Source organism: Planomonospora parontospora, assembly GCA_014647935.1.
Classification (GTDB): Bacteria; Actinomycetota; Actinomycetes; order Streptosporangiales; family Streptosporangiaceae; genus Planomonospora; species Planomonospora parontospora.
The window spans coordinates 57,516-71,686 of sequence record BMQD01000014.1 but is presented as its reverse complement, the minus strand read 5'-3'; the positions used below and the strand labels follow the sequence as shown (position 1 = coordinate 71,686).

Here is a 14,171-nt window from a genome sequence, read left to right as displayed (position 1 = left end):
CGGGGTTCCACGCACGGCCGCCGCTCCGCGAGTGCTCAGGCGGCCCGCGGCAGGCGGTCCGGCTCGGGGGGCCCGCCGGATCCGCGTCCGGGGGGCCTGCCGGGAGTCCATCCGGTCTCGCCGTAGACGCGCTCGAACCCCGGGGAGAGCCCGGCGGGGGTGTGCGCCTCCCGGCGGACGACCTCCAGGACGACCAGGTTGGACCGGCGGGGGTGCCGGGTGACGACGACCCGGTGGGCGAAGCAGGCCGCCGCGATCTCTTCGGCGTGCGCCCGGAAGTCCGCCGCGCAGATCCCGGCTCTGGTCATGACCACGACCCGCTCGCCGGCGGCGGTGGGGGTGATCCGCATGATCAGGGGCAACCGGCCCGACCTGGTGTGCAGCGGGGTCTCCATGCACACCCGGTGGAGGCGGTGCCGGGTGGTCAGGCAGTGCAGCCGGGACAGGGCCCACTCGCGGCCGGAACGGGTCGCGGCGGGGAACCAGACGGTGCTGGTGAGGGCGAGGAACGGCCACCACCGGCCCTCGCGCAGACCGGCGGCCGCCAGCACCGCGACGGTGGCGACGACGGCCGCCAGCACGATCTCCGTCCGCCATCGCCAGAGCCGGACGGGGAGCGGCGCCCGGCGGGGCGGCCACGGGGCCTCCGGCGGGCGGTGGCGGTCGTTGCGCGCGTTACGCGGCGACATTCTCGCCCACGTCCCCGCCGGCGTAGATGCGCTCGGCCTTCTGCAGATCGAACAGGGGGTTGCGGTAGCGCCGGGCGCCGAAGCCGGTCCGCTCCACGGTCCAGCCGAGGCGGTAGGCCCACTCGTCCTGGTCCATGCAGAGTTCGTCGTCGGCGCGGTCGATCAACCGGGCGAGCCGGGTCTTGATTCCGGAGATCCCGTTGATACTTTGGACGTGCATGGGAGGCTCCTTTCGTGGCGTGATGCGGAGCTCTTGTGAACGGCATCCGGGCCGGTGGCCGCCGGCCTGATGCATTTTCGCCTTTTCAAGGCTTTCTCTGATGCGTGCGACCGTGAGCCGTCGCCTGCTCGTCCCTCTCGTTCCCGTGGTCCGTCTGCCTCCCTGGAAACCGTCGGCGGCGCGTCCGAGGCGGTGCCGCCGCCGGTCCTCCGAGTGGGCGGATCCTCCCCGTAACCAGATGCTCCCCCCGGGTGTCAAATGCTGCAATACTCTGGTGCCAGAAATATCGAGAAATTTTCATGGAACCTCCGCTGCATCTCTCCGTGCAAGTTGCACGAGGAGAGGTGTCCGGGAATGGGCCGGAAACGCCGGGGACGGGACGGGCTCCGTGTGACCGGAGAGGGTCAGATTCTCCGAAAATCATTGCCGTCCGCCGCCATGGAGGAAGGAAACCCCTATAGGCAACCCGTTGCCGGAGGAAGGGTTGCGGCAAGCTCTCATGGCGGGAATATGGAGAGAAGGCTCGCAGGCCTACGTGCAAATTGCAGTGTACGATGAGCGCGAGGCCCTGAATCTTGGGGCCTTAAACAGTCCAGTAGCGATACACCTTCATATCGATGAGGGGGTCGGACGGTGGCCGAGCGCGGCAGTCCAACCGTTCGCCGGCGCAGGCTCGGCCAGGAGCTCCGCCGGTTGCGGGAGGGTTGCGGTCTGAGCGGTGAGGACGTCGCCACGAGGCTGACCTGGTCGGCTTCGAAGGTCAGCCGCATCGAGAACGCCAAGACCATGCCGCGCCGGAGCGACGTCGAGGCCCTCACCGAGCTGTATGAAGTGGATGGGGATCGGCGGCGCGAGCTGCTCGACCTCCATCGGGACGCGGCCCGCAAGGGCTGGTGGGAGAACTATTCGGACTCCCTGCCCCAGGAGCTCACCACTCTGCTGGGGCTGGAGGCGGAGGCCGTCTCGGCGCTGAACTGGGAACCCCAGCTGGTGCCGGGCCTGCTGCAGACCGAGGACTACGCGCGCGAGGTCATTCGCGCCACGCAGCCGATCACTCGGATTCCGCCGGGAGAGTTCCGCAGCCGGGTCAACGCCCGCATGGCCCGGCAGGACCTCGTCACCCGGAGCACCGACCCGCTCCGGCTCTGGGTGGTCCTGGACGAGTCGGTGCTGCTGCGCCGCTTCGGCGGCGCGGCGGTGATGCGCGGGCAGCTCGAGCGCCTGGTCGAGATCTCGCGGCTGCCGAACGTGCGGGTGCAGATCCTGCCCCTGGGCGGGGAGCACCCGGTGAACACCGGCTCCTTCTTCCACCTCAAGTTCCCCGAATTCCACGACGTCGTGTACCTGGAGTCGCTCTACAGCGCACGCTTCGTGGAGGACGAGGAGATGGTGTACGGCTATGAGATCGCCTTCGGCCACCTGCAGTCGGAGGCATATGGAGTCGACGGCTCTCGGGAACTCATCGAGAAGATCATCGAGGAGCGTTGGAGATAGGCAGTCTCCTCAGGTCCTGAGCAGCTGCCCCAGCGGGAACCGAGGGCGTTTCCCGTAAAGGAGATATGCACATGTACGAAGCCGACCTTTCGGGCGCGGCCTGGAGGAAGAGCGTCCGCAGCGCGGCCAACGGCAACTGCGTGGAGGTCGCCCAGCTGCCGGGCGGGCGCGTCGGCGTCCGCGACAGCAAGAACCGGCAGGGCCCGGTCCTCGTCTTCACCCCGGGTGAGTGGGACGCGTTCGTCGGGGGCGTCAAGGACGGCGAGTTCGACCTGTAGACGCGGACGGGTACGGCCTGCAATCCCGCAGGCGGGGCACAGGCCGTACCCGGTGGGAGAAAGGTCAGGAAGAGGCATCCCGAAGGGCGAGTCGTTCCGCTCACCGCGGCCGGGATGGCATGCTCGGAGGGCGATGAACACCTATACCCGCCGCCGCCTCGGTGTGGCTGCCGCCGCAGTCGTGTCCACCCTGCTCGCCGCGGCCTGCACCGCCGCGGAGTCCGCCGCCCCGGACTCGGCCGCCGGCAAGCCCGCCGACAGGCCCGCCGAGCCGGCCGAGGCCACGCCCACCCCCGAACGCCGGCCGTACACGATCTCCTTCGGTGGGGACGTGCACTTCGAGGGGGTCCTGCGGACCCGGCTGAACGCGAACCCGCGCACCGCGCTGGGGCCGATCGCCAAGGTGCTCCGCAAGGCGGACCTGGCCATGGTGAACCTGGAGACCGCGATCACCACCGGCGGCACCCCGGCCCCCGGCAAGCAGTACACCTTCCGGGCCCCGGCCAGCGCGCTGACCGCGCTGAAGGCGGCCGGGGTGGACGTGGCGTCCATGGCCAACAACCACGGCATGGACTACATGGAGAGCGGGCTGGCCGACTCGCTGGCCGCGGTCAGGCGCGCGAAGTTCCCCGTGGTGGGCGTGGGCGCGAACGAGGCCCAGGCGTACCGCCCGTGGCGGACGACCGTCAACGGCAACCGGGTGGCGATCATCGGTGCGACCCAGGTGCTGGACTCGGAGTTCATCACCGCCTGGACGGCGAAGGGGAACAAGGGCGGGCTCGCCTCCGCCAAGAACGAGGCGCGGCTCATCCAGGAGGTGCGCCGGGCGCGCAGAAACTCCGACACCGTCATCGTCCACCTGCACTGGGGCACCGAGCTGCAGAAATGCCCGAACGAGGCGCAGCGGAGCCTGGCCCCCAAGCTGGTCGCGGCCGGGGCCGACGTGGTGGTCGGCGGCCACGCGCACATCCTGCTCGGCGGCGGCTACCTGCGGAACGCCTACGTCAACTACGGCATGGGCAACTTCGTCTTCTACAACTGGGGGCCGGAGACCGGCCGGACCGGAGTGCTGACGCTGACGATCGACGGCCGCAAGGTCCTCAAGGACCAGTGGACCCCGGCCGTGATCCAGGGCGGCGTGCCGGTCCCGCTCACCGGGTCCGCCCGGCGGCAGGCCCTGACGAGCTGGAAGGCGCTGCGCGGGTGCACGGGCCTGGCGGCCAGACCCGGACAATCCAGCGATTGACCCGATAGCACCTGACCTGACGGGATCCGACGGGCAAGATGGAGGGATGTCGACCATCCTGCCCGCCGAGGAGTGCGGTGAGACTCCGCTGCGGCGCCAGCCCACCCAGCGACGGAGCGCACGGCGCGTCGAGAGGATGCTCGACGCGTGCGCCGAACTGCTGGACGAGATCGGTTACGAGGCGCTGTCCACCACCCGGATCGCCGAGCGGGCCGGGGTCGCGATCGGTTCCGTCTACCAGTTCTTCCCGGACAAGCGGGCCGTCGCCCAGGCGGTGACCCGCCGCCACGTGGAGGGCTTCGTCTCCCGGATCGGGGCGCGCTTCCTCGCTGAGGACTACGGCGGCTGGTGGGACGCGGTCGACGCGATCATCGACGAGTACGTCGAGATGAACCGGACCGTTCCGGGCTTCCGCTCCCTGCACTTCGGCGACGTGGTCGACCTCAACATGCTCGACCCGGTGGCCGACAACAACACGGTCATCGCGGGGCGGCTGCGCGGGCTGCTCCTGCAGGAGTACGGCCTGGCCGACAGCGAGGAGTTCGACCTGGCCATCCTCATCGCGGTCGAGGCGGGTGACGCGGTGCTGAAGCTCGCCTTCCGGCGCGACGCCGACGGCGACCCCGCGGTCATCGCCGAGGCCAAGCGCTTGATCCGGGGCTACCTGAACCGTCAGTTCGCCAGGGCGTCGGCGTCCTAGGAGGTGCCCGCCGTCCGCCGTGCGCGCGGTGCCGGCCGCCTCGGGGAGCGGTCTCCCGTACGGGTGCGCGGGCCGCGGTGACCGGGCCGCCGTGCGCGGGCGGTGCGTGGCGGGGGCCGCGGTGACCGGGCCGCCGTGCGCGGCGCGGTCAGCCGTGCCCGGGTCCTCGCGCGTGGCGGGGGAGGACCGGCTGGTCGCCGAAGGGCCGGACCTTGCCGATGTGGGGGACGGTGGGCGGCCAGGGGTCCTCGGCCGGAAGGAAGCCCGGAGGCCACATACCCGCCTCCCTCACCTCGTCGGGCCGCCAGGTCTCCCGGGAGTCCCTCTCCCGGCCGCCGGACCGCGGCCTGGGGTGATCGGCCGCCGGGCCCCGCGACACGGCGGTTGGTGCGTCGGCTCCCGCGGAGCCGGATCCCGCCCGCTCCCGCCGATCCCGCCGGTCCCCGCGCTCCGCCGCCCTGCTCCGGCTCTCCCGGACGTCCGCCGCCGCGGGAGCGAAGGCGGCGGGCACGGAGGCCTCGCGCCGCCTGGCCGGGGAACGGCCCGAGGCGGAGCAGAGCGGGCGGGCGGGCGTCGCGACCGCCTGGGCGGCCAGGCTCGACTCGCGCAACCTGTCCTCCGCGGAGGCGAGCCTGCGGCGCGCCTCGTCGACGGCGTCGAGCTTCGCCGAGAGGTATCCGGCGCATCCGGGAACGATCACGGAGAGAAGCGCCGCGCACGTCAGGGTGAGGGTCAGCTGCCTGGACATGCCCATCGCACCTCCTTCGAAAGGCACCGCTCCTGGAGCAGGAGGCGTCCGTCATATGCCCGCTTCCTACGGAAAAAAGCTCAGCGTGAGCAATTGGGTGCATGTAGTTGCACAACCCATACCTGGCATTGAGCGGACGGAACAGAGCCCCGCTCGGTACGCTCGCGGTGTGGCGCATGTGACACGTGGGCAGCTGGACAGGCTGCTTGAGCAGGCACTTATGGCCGATGATCACGAAAACCTCGCCCGGCGGCTCGAAGAGCTGGCGGAGGCGTACGTGTCCGGCGACATATCGCGGGCGGCGGTCCTCGTGCTCGCCGCGGAGGAGTGGCGGCAGGCGGGCAAGCCCGTCCGCGCCCTCCGCTGCTTCCAGTTGGCCGTGGACGAGGGCGGCGACGCGGGGGCCGATCCGAGGGCGGGGATCGCCGACACCCTCTTCGAGCTCGAACAGCCGGACGAGGCACGGAAAGTGATCGAGGAGATCCGGACCGGCGGCGTCTCCCCGGCGACCGCGCTGACGGTCGCGGAGACCCTCGCCGCGTACGGCGAACCGCAGGAGGCCCACGCCTGGGCCACCCGGGGCCTCGGCGACGCGGTTCCGGGTGGGGCGGAACACGCCGCGCTCCTGCGCGTCCGCTACCGCATCCGGGTGGATCTCGGGTTGCCGGAGGACGAGCTGGACGCGCTGCTCGACACCTCGCACTGAGCGCGCCCCGGGACCAAGGGCGCGCTCCGGCTCAGGCCTCGGGACCTCAGGCCTCGGGACGGTGCTCCGGCGTACGTCGCCGGATCACCGGAGCCCGGGCACCGCGCCCTGGTGCTCGCTGCGGCGTCCGCTCCGGCTCAGCGGCAGGTCCGGCAGGAATCCGTCCAGGATCGGCAGCCGCCGGGCCTCACCGCCACCGCGACCGCCTCCGGCCCCGTCCCCGGCCCGGGGCGGCGCACCGCCGGTGCGCGGGCCGGTCGGCACGACCTCGGCCTCCCGCGCGGCCGCGGCGGGCGGCCTGCCCGTGACGATCTTCCCGCCGGCCCGGCGGGGCAGCGGCATCGGAGCCGGCAGGGCCAGCGCGGTACCGCCCGACAGCACACCGGCGGCGTTCGCGAACGACGGCACCGAGGGCACCGCCGGAGGCGGACCGGCGACGGCCGACGGCGCGCTGGGCAGGCCGGGCAGGTCCGGGGTGGGCGACAGGAACTCCACCCAGACCAGACCGGTGTACCCGGGCATGCCGAAGGGGAGCCCGGGGAAACCGACCCCGGCGGCGACACCGCCCGCATCGGCGACGCTGAGGATCGCGGAGGCGCGGGAGAGCCCGGGCAGACCGGCGTTCCGGGCGAGCAGCTCCAGGGCGGGCAGGGACACGGGCGGCCCCGGTACACGGGCCGCGGGCCGGTACGGCGGGGCGGTGCCGCCGGACGCGGCCGTGCGGCCCGGCGCTCCGGAGGCGCGGGCCGCGGGGCGGTGCGGTTGTTCGGGGTCGCGGGGCGGCGCCGTACGGCCGGCCGCGTCCCGGGGGCGGGAGGGGTCGGACGCATCCCGGGGACGCGCGGGATCGGCCGAGTCCCGGGGGCGGGAGGGGTCGGCCGGTGTCCAGGTCCGGCGGGCCGGGCCGTTCCCCCGGGCGCAGGCGTCCCCCTGGGATCCGGCCGTGCGCCGCTCCTCGCAGGGCGCGGCGGAGGCCGGTGCCGGGGCCGCCGCCGTCCATCCCGCGCAGGCCGCCGTGAGCACCGCGGCCAGGACCGCCCGAGCGTTCCGTGATGCGTTCGACACGCCCGCCCCCCTGCGGTTCCCGCCGTGCTCCGTGGTCCGACGAATGCCGAACGTACCCAGCGGGGATCTTCCGGGGAGCGGGCTTGACCGAATGCCGACCAATCCCTTACCGGGTCAGGAGGGCTCCGGGACCGCCACGCCGACCGTGAGGGAGTCGCGGTCGGCGTCGAGGTCCACGAGCACCTCGTCACCGTCCTGGATCTCGCCGGAGAGCACCTTGCGGGCCAGCGTGTCACCGATGGCCGACTGGACCAGCCGGCGCAGCGGGCGCGCGCCGTACATGGGGTCGTAGCCGGTCAGGGCCAGCCAGTCGCGGGCGGCGGGGCAGACGGTGAGCGTGAGCCGCCGGTCGGCCAGCCGCCTGGCGAGGTGCGCCACCTGCAGGTCGACGATCCTGGACAGCTCCTCGCTGCCGAGCGCGTCGAACAGGATCACGTCGTCGAGCCGGTTCAGGAACTCCGGCTTGAACCTGCCCCTGACCGTGTTCATCACGGCCTCGCGCTTGGCGCCGTTCTCCAGCTTCGGATCGACCAGGAACTGCGAGCCGAGGTTGGAGGTGAGGATCAGGATCGTGTTGCGGAAGTCGACCGTGCGGCCCTGCCCGTCGGTGAGCCGCCCGTCGTCGAGGACCTGGAGCAGGATGTCGAAGACCTCCGGGTGGGCCTTCTCGACCTCGTCCAGCAGCACCACGGTGTACGGCCTGCGCCGCACGGCCTCGGTGAGCTGGCCGCCCTCCTCGTAGCCCACGTAGCCGGGCGGGGCGCCGACGAGGCGGGCGACGCTGTGCTTCTCCGAGTATTCGCTCATGTCGATGCGGACCATGGCCCGTTCGTCATCGAACAGGAAGTCCGCCAGCGCCTTGGCCAGCTCGGTCTTGCCGACGCCGGTGGGGCCGAGGAACAGGAAGCCGCCGGTCGGCCGGTCGGGGTCGGCGATGCCCGCGCGGGCGCGCCGGACGGCGTCGGAGACGGCCCGGACGGCGTCGCGCTGGCCGATCAGCCGGGCGCCGATCTCCTCCTCCATGCGCAGCAGCTTGGCGGTCTCGCCCTCCAGCAGGCGGCCCGCCGGGATGCCGGTCCACGAGGCGATGACCTCGGCGATGTCGTCGGGGCCGACCTCCTCCTTGACCATGGCGTGCTCCGGCTGGGCGGCGGTGCTGGCCTCGGCGAGCTCGGCCTCCAGCCGGGGCACCTCGCCGTACATCAGCCGGGAGGCGGCCTCGAAGTCGCCGTCGCGCTGGGCGCGCTCGGCGGCGCCGCGGGCCTCGTCGAGCTGCTTCTTCAGGTCGCCGACCCGGTTGAGCCCGGCCTTCTCCCGCTCCCAGCGGGCCACCAGGCCGTTGAGCTCCTCCTTGCGGTCGGCGAGCTCGGCGCGGAGCCGCTCCAGCCGCTGCCGGCTGCTCTCGTCGGTCTCCTTGGCCAGCGCGAGCTCCTCCATCATCATCCGGTCGACGTTCCGCTGGAGCTGGTCGATCTCCACGGGGCGGGAGTCGATCTCCATGCGGAGCCTGGACGCGGCCTCGTCGATGAGGTCGATCGCCTTGTCCGGCAGGAACCGGGAGGTGATGTAGCGGTCGGAGAGCGCGGCGGCGGCCACCAGCGCGCCGTCGGAGATCTGCACCTGGTGGTGGGCCTCGTAGCGGCCCTTGAGACCGCGCAGGATCGCGATGGTGTCCTCGACCGAGGGCTCGCCCACGTAGACCTGCTGGAAGCGGCGCTCCAGCGCGGGGTCCTTCTCGATGCGCTCGCGGTACTCGTCGAGCGTGGTCGCGCCGATCATCCGCAGCTCGCCGCGGGCCAGCATGGGCTTGAGCATGTTGCCCGCGTCCATGGCGCCCTCGCCGGCGCCCGCGCCGACCATGGTGTGCAGCTCGTCGATGAAGGTGACGACCTGCCCCTCGCTCTGCTTGATCTCGTTGAGCACGGCCTTGAGCCGCTCCTCGAACTCACCGCGGAACTTGGCCCCCGCGACCATCGCGCTCAGGTCCAGCGCGATCAGGCGCTTGTCCCGGAGGCTGGAGGGCACGTCGCCGGCGACGATCCGCTGGGCCAGGCCCTCCACGACGGCGGTCTTGCCCACGCCGGGCTCGCCGATGAGCACGGGGTTGTTCTTGGTGCGGCGGCTGAGCACCTGCACGACCCGGCGGATCTCCGTGTCCCGGCCGATCACCGGGTCCAGCTTGCCCGCCCGAGCCCGCTCGGTCAGGTCGACGCCGTACTTCTCCAGCGCCTGGTAGGTGTCCTCGGGGGTCGCGCTGGTCACCTTGGCGTGCCCGCGGACCTTCTCGAAGGCCTCCAGCAGCGCGTCCGGGGAGGCCCCGTTCGACCTCAGCAGCTCGGCCACCGGGCCGCCGTCGGTGGCCAGGCCGACCAGCAGGTGCTCGGTCGAGACGTACTCGTCCTCCAGGCGGCGGGCCCGCTCGGCCGCGGTGTGCAGCACGGCGAGCAGCTGCCGGGAGCTGGACGGCGCGCCGACCGTCGAGCCCTGCGCCTTCGGCAGCGCCGCCAGCTGCGTCTCGGCCTCGGTGCGCAGCCTCTTCCAGTCGGCCCCGACGGCCTCCAGCAGGGGTACGGCGGTGCCGCCGGTCTGGGCGAGCAGCGAGGTGAACAGGTGGACCGGGGCGACCTCGGGGTTGCCCTCGGCGGCGGCGCGCCGGATGGCGGAGGAGACCGCCTCCTGGCTCTTCTGCGTGAGCTTGTAGTCCATGGCTATGCCTCACTTCGTTCGGCGGCGGAGGGCTGCGCGCTTCCTCGGCGGACAGCGGAGCCCCCGCGCGGGAAGTCCCCCGGGGCAGGTGGTGCGGCTGTCGTCAGGCGGGTGGCAGTTGGTACTGGATCAGGGCGCGGATCGTCGCCATCTCGGCGCGCAGGCGGTGGTTCTCGTCGCGCAGGCGCATGGCCTCGTTCTCGAGGGTGAGGATCCGCTTGATGCCCGCGAGGTTGATGCCCTCCTCCTGGGAGAGCCGCTGGACCTCGCGGAGCATCATGATGTCGCGGGTGGAGTAGAGCCGCCCCCGGCCCGCTGTACGGCCCGGGCTGACCAGGCCGAGGCGGTCGTACTGCCGCAGGGTCTGCGGGTGCAGCCCCGACAGCTGGGCGGCGACCGAGATCACATAGACGGGAGTGTCATCCGACAGATCGAAGTAGTTGGCTTCCATGGGCTACTCGCTTCTGGCCTGTTGGATCAGCTCGGCGCGCGGGTCGCCTGCGGCGACGGCGTCGCGGAACTCCTCCAGGACGCCGCGCGCCTTGTCGTCCAGCTGCTGCGGCACCAGGACCTCGACCGTGGCGAGCAGGTCGCCCTTGGTGCCGTCCTTACGGGTCACACCCCGGCCGCGCACCCGGAAGGTGCGGCCGTTCGGGGTGCCCGGGGGGATGCGCAGGGTGACCGGCATCCCCTTGAGGATCGGCACCTTGATCTCGGCGCCGAGGGCCGCCTCGGTGAAGGTGACCGGCACGGTGATCGTCAGGTTCTCGCCGGAGCGGCCGAAGACCGTGTGCGGCTTGACGTGGATCTGGACGTACAGGTCGCCGGCGGGGCCGCCGTTCTCGCCGGGGGCGCCCTTGCCCTTGAGCTTGATGCGCTGGCCGTCGCCGACCCCGGCCGGGATGCGCGCCTGGATGGTGCGGGTGCTCTTGCCCCGCCCGCTCCCGTCGCACACCGGGCACGGGTCGTCGACCAGCAGGCCGCGGCCCTTGCAGTCGCGGCACGGCTCGGAGAAGGCGAAGTTGCCCAGGTTGCGGCTGGCCGCGCCGGTGCCCTCGCAGGTCGGGCAGACCCGCGGGGTGGTCCCGGCCTTGGCGCCGGTGCCGGCGCACGCCGCGCAGGAGGAGGAGCTGGTGAGCCGGAGCGACACCGTGGTGCCCTCCACCGCCTCGGTGAAGGAGAGCGTGACCTCCGACTCGATGTCCTGGCCGCGGCGGGCCCTGGTGGTCGTCCCGCCGGGGCGGGTGGCGCCGCCCCGGTTGAACAGGCCGCCGAAGATGTCGCCGATGCGCTCTCCGGCGCCCGGCTGCTGGGCGGTGCCGCCGAACAGGTCGCCCAGGTCGAAGGGGAACCCGCCTGCGCGCGTGCCCCCTCCCGCCCCCGCGTAACCGCCGAGGCCCGATCCGAACAGCGCGCGCGCCTCGTCGTACTCCTTGCGGCGCTTGGCGTCGGACAGGACGTCGTAGGCCTCCGAGACCTCCTTGAACTTCGCTGTGCTCTCCGAGGTTCCGGAGTCCCCGGGGTTGGCGTCCGGGTGGTACTGCCTGGCCAGCTTCCGGTACGCCTTCTTGATCTCTTCGGCGGTGGCGGACTTGGGCACACCAAGGACGGCGTAGTAGTCCTTCTCCAGGTAGTCCTTGGTGCTCATCTGTCTTCCTTCTCCAGATATGGGGTGGATCGGTTATTCGGTCGCGTCGGATTCGCCGGGCTCGGCGACCGCGACGCGCGCAGGGCGCAGCACGCGCTCGCCGATCCGGTAACCGGGCTGCAGGATCTCCACGCAAGTCGGCTCGGTGACGTCGGGCGAGTAGCTGTGCATCAGCGCCTCGTGCACCGTCGGGTCGAAGGGCTCGCCCTTGGCGCCGAAGGAGCCCAGCCCCAGCTTCCCGACGGCCGCCTCCAGCGACTCGGCCACCTTCGCGAAACCGCCGGTGAGCTCCCCGTGGTCACGGGCCCGGCCGATGTCGTCGAGGACCGGGAGCAGCTCGGTCAGCGCACCGGCCACCGCCTGCTCCTTGACCGCGATCCGGTCCCGCTCGACCCGCTTGCGGTAGTTGGAGTATTCGGCCTGGAGTCGCTGGAGGTCCGCCGTGCGCTCGGCGAGCTGGACGGCCAGCTCGGTCGAGGCCAGGTCGGGCCCGGAGCCGGCCTGCCCGGACGGGGCGGTCGGCTCGGCCTGCTCGGCCTTGCCGGACCGCTCGCCGTCGGTCTCGCGCGGCTGCCCGGTCTCCGGGTCGATCTTCCGGTTGTCGCGGATCACCGGCTCCTCCCCGGAACCGTTCTCACGCGTGTTCACGGTCGTGCTCCCCTCGGCTCGCCGCCGTCACTTGGCGTCGTTCTCGCGCTTCGGCTCGTCGTCCACGATCTCGGCCTCGACCACGTCGTCGTCGGCCTTCTGCTCGCCGGCGGCGCCTCCGGGGCCCTCGGCGCCCGGGGCGCCGGCCGGGGCCTCGGAGCCCTGCGCCTGGGCGTAGATCGCCGAGCCCATCTTCTGGCTGACCGTGGCGAGCTTCTCCGCGGCGGCGCGGATGGCGGCCGTGTCGGTGCCCTCCAGCGTCTTCTTCAGGTCGGAGACGGCCTCGCCGACCTCGGACTTGATGTCGTCCGGGACCTTGTCGGCGTTGTCGCTGAGGAACTTCTCCGTCTGGTAGACGAGGGAGTCGGCGTTGTTGCGGGTCTCGGCCTCCTCGCGGCGGCGCTTGTCCTCCTCGGCGTAGGACTCGGCCTCGCGCATCATGCGCTCGATGTCGTCCTTCGGCAGCGCGGAGCCGCCGGTGATCGTCATCGTCTGCTCCTTGCCGGTGCCCAGGTCCTTGGCGGAGACGTTGACGATGCCGTTGGCGTCGATGTCGAAGGTGACCTCGATCTGCGGGATGCCGCGCGGCGCCGGGGCGATGCCGGTCAGCTCGAAGGTGGCCAGCTTCTTGTTGTAGGCCGCGATCTCGCGCTCGCCCTGGTAGACCTGGATCTGCACCGACGGCTGGTTGTCCTCGGCCGTGGTGAAGACCTCGGAGCGCTTGGTCGGGATCGTGGTGTTGCGCTCGATGATCTTGGTGAAGATGCCGCCCTTGGTCTCGATGCCCAGCGAGAGCGGGGTCACGTCGAGCAGCAGGACGTCCTTGACCTCGCCCTTGAGCACACCGGCCTGCAGGGCGGCGCCGATGGCGACGACCTCGTCCGGGTTCACGCCCTTGTTGGGCTCCTGGCCGCCGGTCAGCTCCTTGACGAGCTCGGTGACGGCGGGCATGCGGGTCGAGCCGCCGACGAGCACGACGTGCGCGATGTCGGAGACCTTGATCCCGGCGTCCTTGATCACCTGGTGGAACGGGCCCTTGCAGCGCTCGAGCAGGTCGGCGGTGAGCCGCTGGAACTCGGCGCGGGTGAGCTTCTCGTCCAGGTGGAGCGGGCCCTCGGCGGAGGCCGTGATGTAGGGCAGGTTGATGTTGGTCTCGGACTGGCTGGACAGCTCGATCTTGGCCTTCTCCGCCGCCTCGCGCAGGCGCTGCAGGGCCATCTTGTCCTTGGACAGGTCGACGCCGTGGCCGTTCTTGAACCGGTTGACGAGCTCGTCGACGACGCGCTGGTCCCAGTCGTCGCCGCCGAGGTGGTTGTCGCCGCTGGTGGCCTTGACCTCGACGAAGCCGTGGCCGTCCTCCTGGCCGACGTCGAGCAGGGACACGTCGAAGGTGCCGCCGCCGAGGTCGAAGACCAGGATCGTCTGGTCCTTGTCCTTGTCGAGGCCGTAGGCGAGCGCCGCGGCCGTCGGCTCGTTGATGATGCGCAGGACGTTGAGGCCCGCGATGGTGCCGGCCTCCTTGGTGGCCTGCCGCTGGGCGTCGTTGAAGTACGCCGGGACGGTGATCACCGCGTCGGTGATCTTCTCGCCCAGGTAGGCCTCGGCGTCCTGCTTGAGCTTCTGCAGGACGAAGGCGCTGATCTGCTGCGGGGAGAACTTCTTGCCGTCGATCTCCTGGGACCAGTCGGTGCCCATCTCGCGCTTGACCGAGCGGATCGTCCGGTCCACGTTGGTGACGGCCTGCCGCTTGGCGACCTCACCCACCAGGACCTCGCCGTTCTTCGCGAACGCGACCACGGACGGCGTGGTCCGCGACCCCTGCGCGTTGGCGATGACGGTCGGCTCGCCGCCCTCGAGGATCGAGACGACGGAGTTGGTCGTCCCCAGGTCGATACCTACCGCACGTGCCATGAGTACGTCCTTGTAGTCAAAGTTGAGTCGGTCTGACTCATAGTCGGGCAACGCACCGCGTTTGTCAAACGACTTGAGTCTATGCGGCTCAACCTACAAGAGCGTGATGGCA

General features: G+C 71.6%; 13 protein-coding genes and 1 pseudogene. 5 read left to right on the top strand and 9 right to left on the bottom strand.

From position 1 onward, the window contains the following. Nucleotides 1-35: 35 nt before the first annotated feature. Nucleotides 36-689 carry a hypothetical protein gene (locus IEZ07_RS21835; RefSeq protein WP_191896433.1) on the bottom strand — a complete coding sequence of 218 codons (654 nt, stop codon included), beginning with the start codon at nucleotides 687-689 and terminating at the stop codon, nucleotides 36-38. Beyond that, complete coding sequence (locus tag IEZ07_RS21830) at nucleotides 676-909, bottom strand: hypothetical protein (RefSeq protein WP_191896432.1); 234 nt, start codon at nucleotides 907-909, stop codon at nucleotides 676-678. The genes IEZ07_RS21835 and IEZ07_RS21830 overlap by 14 nt, the downstream gene beginning before the upstream one ends. A 633-nt stretch (nucleotides 910-1,542) precedes the next feature. Here IEZ07_RS21830 and IEZ07_RS21825 point away from each other — a divergent pair. The 4 genes from IEZ07_RS21825 to IEZ07_RS21810 all read left to right on the top strand — a co-directional run bounded on the left by IEZ07_RS21825 (nucleotide 1,543) and on the right by IEZ07_RS21810 (nucleotide 4,627). After that, nucleotides 1,543-2,403, top strand: a complete 861-nt coding sequence (locus IEZ07_RS21825) for a helix-turn-helix domain-containing protein (protein ID WP_068898121.1) — start codon at nucleotides 1,543-1,545, stop codon at nucleotides 2,401-2,403. A 71-nt stretch (nucleotides 2,404-2,474) separates the two neighbouring features. Further along, nucleotides 2,475-2,681 carry a DUF397 domain-containing protein gene (locus tag IEZ07_RS21820; protein WP_068898123.1) on the top strand — a complete coding sequence of 69 codons (207 nt, stop codon included), beginning with the start codon at nucleotides 2,475-2,477 and terminating at the stop codon, nucleotides 2,679-2,681. Between the two features lie 133 nt (nucleotides 2,682-2,814). Next, nucleotides 2,815-3,927 carry a CapA family protein gene (locus IEZ07_RS21815; protein WP_191896431.1) on the top strand — a complete coding sequence of 371 codons (1,113 nt, stop codon included), beginning with the start codon at nucleotides 2,815-2,817 and terminating at the stop codon, nucleotides 3,925-3,927. Between the two features lie 46 nt (nucleotides 3,928-3,973). Further along, nucleotides 3,974-4,627, top strand: a complete 654-nt coding sequence (locus tag IEZ07_RS21810; RefSeq protein WP_068898127.1) for a TetR/AcrR family transcriptional regulator — start codon at nucleotides 3,974-3,976, stop codon at nucleotides 4,625-4,627. 148 nt (nucleotides 4,628-4,775) lie between these two features. Here IEZ07_RS21810 and IEZ07_RS21805 read toward each other — a convergent pair whose 3' ends face one another. After that, nucleotides 4,776-5,375, bottom strand: a complete 600-nt coding sequence (locus IEZ07_RS21805) for a hypothetical protein (protein WP_191896430.1) — start codon at nucleotides 5,373-5,375, stop codon at nucleotides 4,776-4,778. A 220-nt stretch (nucleotides 5,376-5,595) separates the two neighbouring features. On the opposite strand from IEZ07_RS21805, the gene IEZ07_RS21800 reads away from it, so the two are divergent. Beyond that, a complete protein-coding gene (locus tag IEZ07_RS21800) occupies nucleotides 5,596-6,081 on the top strand; it encodes a TRAPP III-specific subunit 85 family protein (protein WP_239320586.1) in 486 nt (161 codons plus the stop codon). Between the two features lie 84 nt (nucleotides 6,082-6,165). Here the strand turns inward: IEZ07_RS21800 and IEZ07_RS21795 are convergent, their stop codons facing one another. The 6 genes and pseudogenes from IEZ07_RS21795 to dnaK form a co-directional block, all read right to left on the bottom strand. Continuing rightward, nucleotides 6,166-7,146 (bottom strand): hypothetical protein, encoded by a 981-nt coding sequence (locus IEZ07_RS21795; RefSeq protein WP_191896429.1) that lies wholly within the window; start codon nucleotides 7,144-7,146, stop codon nucleotides 6,166-6,168. Nucleotides 7,147-7,260: 114 nt separating this feature from the next. Further along, the gene (gene clpB / locus IEZ07_RS21790) at nucleotides 7,261-9,852 is read right to left on the bottom strand and encodes an ATP-dependent chaperone ClpB (protein WP_068898132.1); all 2,592 of its coding nucleotides are present in this window, start codon (nucleotides 9,850-9,852) and stop codon (nucleotides 7,261-7,263) included. Nucleotides 9,853-10,050: 198 nt separating this feature from the next. Beyond that, nucleotides 10,051-10,303 (bottom strand): annotated as a pseudogene (locus IEZ07_RS21785) (heat shock protein transcriptional repressor HspR); the annotation flags it as partial. 3 nt (nucleotides 10,304-10,306) lie between these two features. Next, nucleotides 10,307-11,500, bottom strand: coding sequence for a molecular chaperone DnaJ (gene dnaJ, locus IEZ07_RS21780; RefSeq protein WP_191896428.1), 1,194 nt, complete (start codon nucleotides 11,498-11,500; stop codon nucleotides 10,307-10,309). 33 nt (nucleotides 11,501-11,533) lie between these two features. After that, nucleotides 11,534-12,148, bottom strand: coding sequence for a nucleotide exchange factor GrpE (gene grpE / locus IEZ07_RS21775; RefSeq protein ID WP_191896427.1), 615 nt, complete (start codon nucleotides 12,146-12,148; stop codon nucleotides 11,534-11,536). A gap of 27 nt (nucleotides 12,149-12,175) precedes the next feature. Further along, a complete protein-coding gene (gene dnaK, locus IEZ07_RS21770; RefSeq protein WP_191896425.1) occupies nucleotides 12,176-14,059 on the bottom strand; it encodes a molecular chaperone DnaK in 1,884 nt (627 codons plus the stop codon). Nucleotides 14,060-14,171 lie beyond the last annotated feature (112 nt).

Bases quoted from the DNA above. Each gene is read 5' to 3' on its own strand.
- IEZ07_RS21810 (WP_068898127.1), top strand. From the start codon at position 3,974: ATGTCGACCATCCTGCCCGCCGAGGAGTGCGGTGAGACTCCGCTGCGG.
- dnaJ (WP_191896428.1), bottom strand. From the start codon at position 11,500: ATGAGCACCAAGGACTACCTGGAGAAGGACTACTACGCCGTCCTTGGT.
- clpB (WP_068898132.1), bottom strand. From the start codon at position 9,852: ATGGACTACAAGCTCACGCAGAAGAGCCAGGAGGCGGTCTCCTCCGCC.
- IEZ07_RS21820 (WP_068898123.1), top strand. From the start codon at position 2,475: ATGTACGAAGCCGACCTTTCGGGCGCGGCCTGGAGGAAGAGCGTCCGC.
- IEZ07_RS21835 (WP_191896433.1), bottom strand. From the start codon at position 689: ATGTCGCCGCGTAACGCGCGCAACGACCGCCACCGCCCGCCGGAGGCC.
- IEZ07_RS21800 (WP_239320586.1), top strand. From the start codon at position 5,596: ATGGCCGATGATCACGAAAACCTCGCCCGGCGGCTCGAAGAGCTGGCG.
- IEZ07_RS21830 (WP_191896432.1), bottom strand. From the start codon at position 909: ATGCACGTCCAAAGTATCAACGGGATCTCCGGAATCAAGACCCGGCTC.
- IEZ07_RS21815 (WP_191896431.1), top strand. From the start codon at position 2,815: ATGAACACCTATACCCGCCGCCGCCTCGGTGTGGCTGCCGCCGCAGTC.
- dnaK (WP_191896425.1), bottom strand. From the start codon at position 14,059: ATGGCACGTGCGGTAGGTATCGACCTGGGGACGACCAACTCCGTCGTC.
- IEZ07_RS21805 (WP_191896430.1), bottom strand. From the start codon at position 5,375: ATGTCCAGGCAGCTGACCCTCACCCTGACGTGCGCGGCGCTTCTCTCC.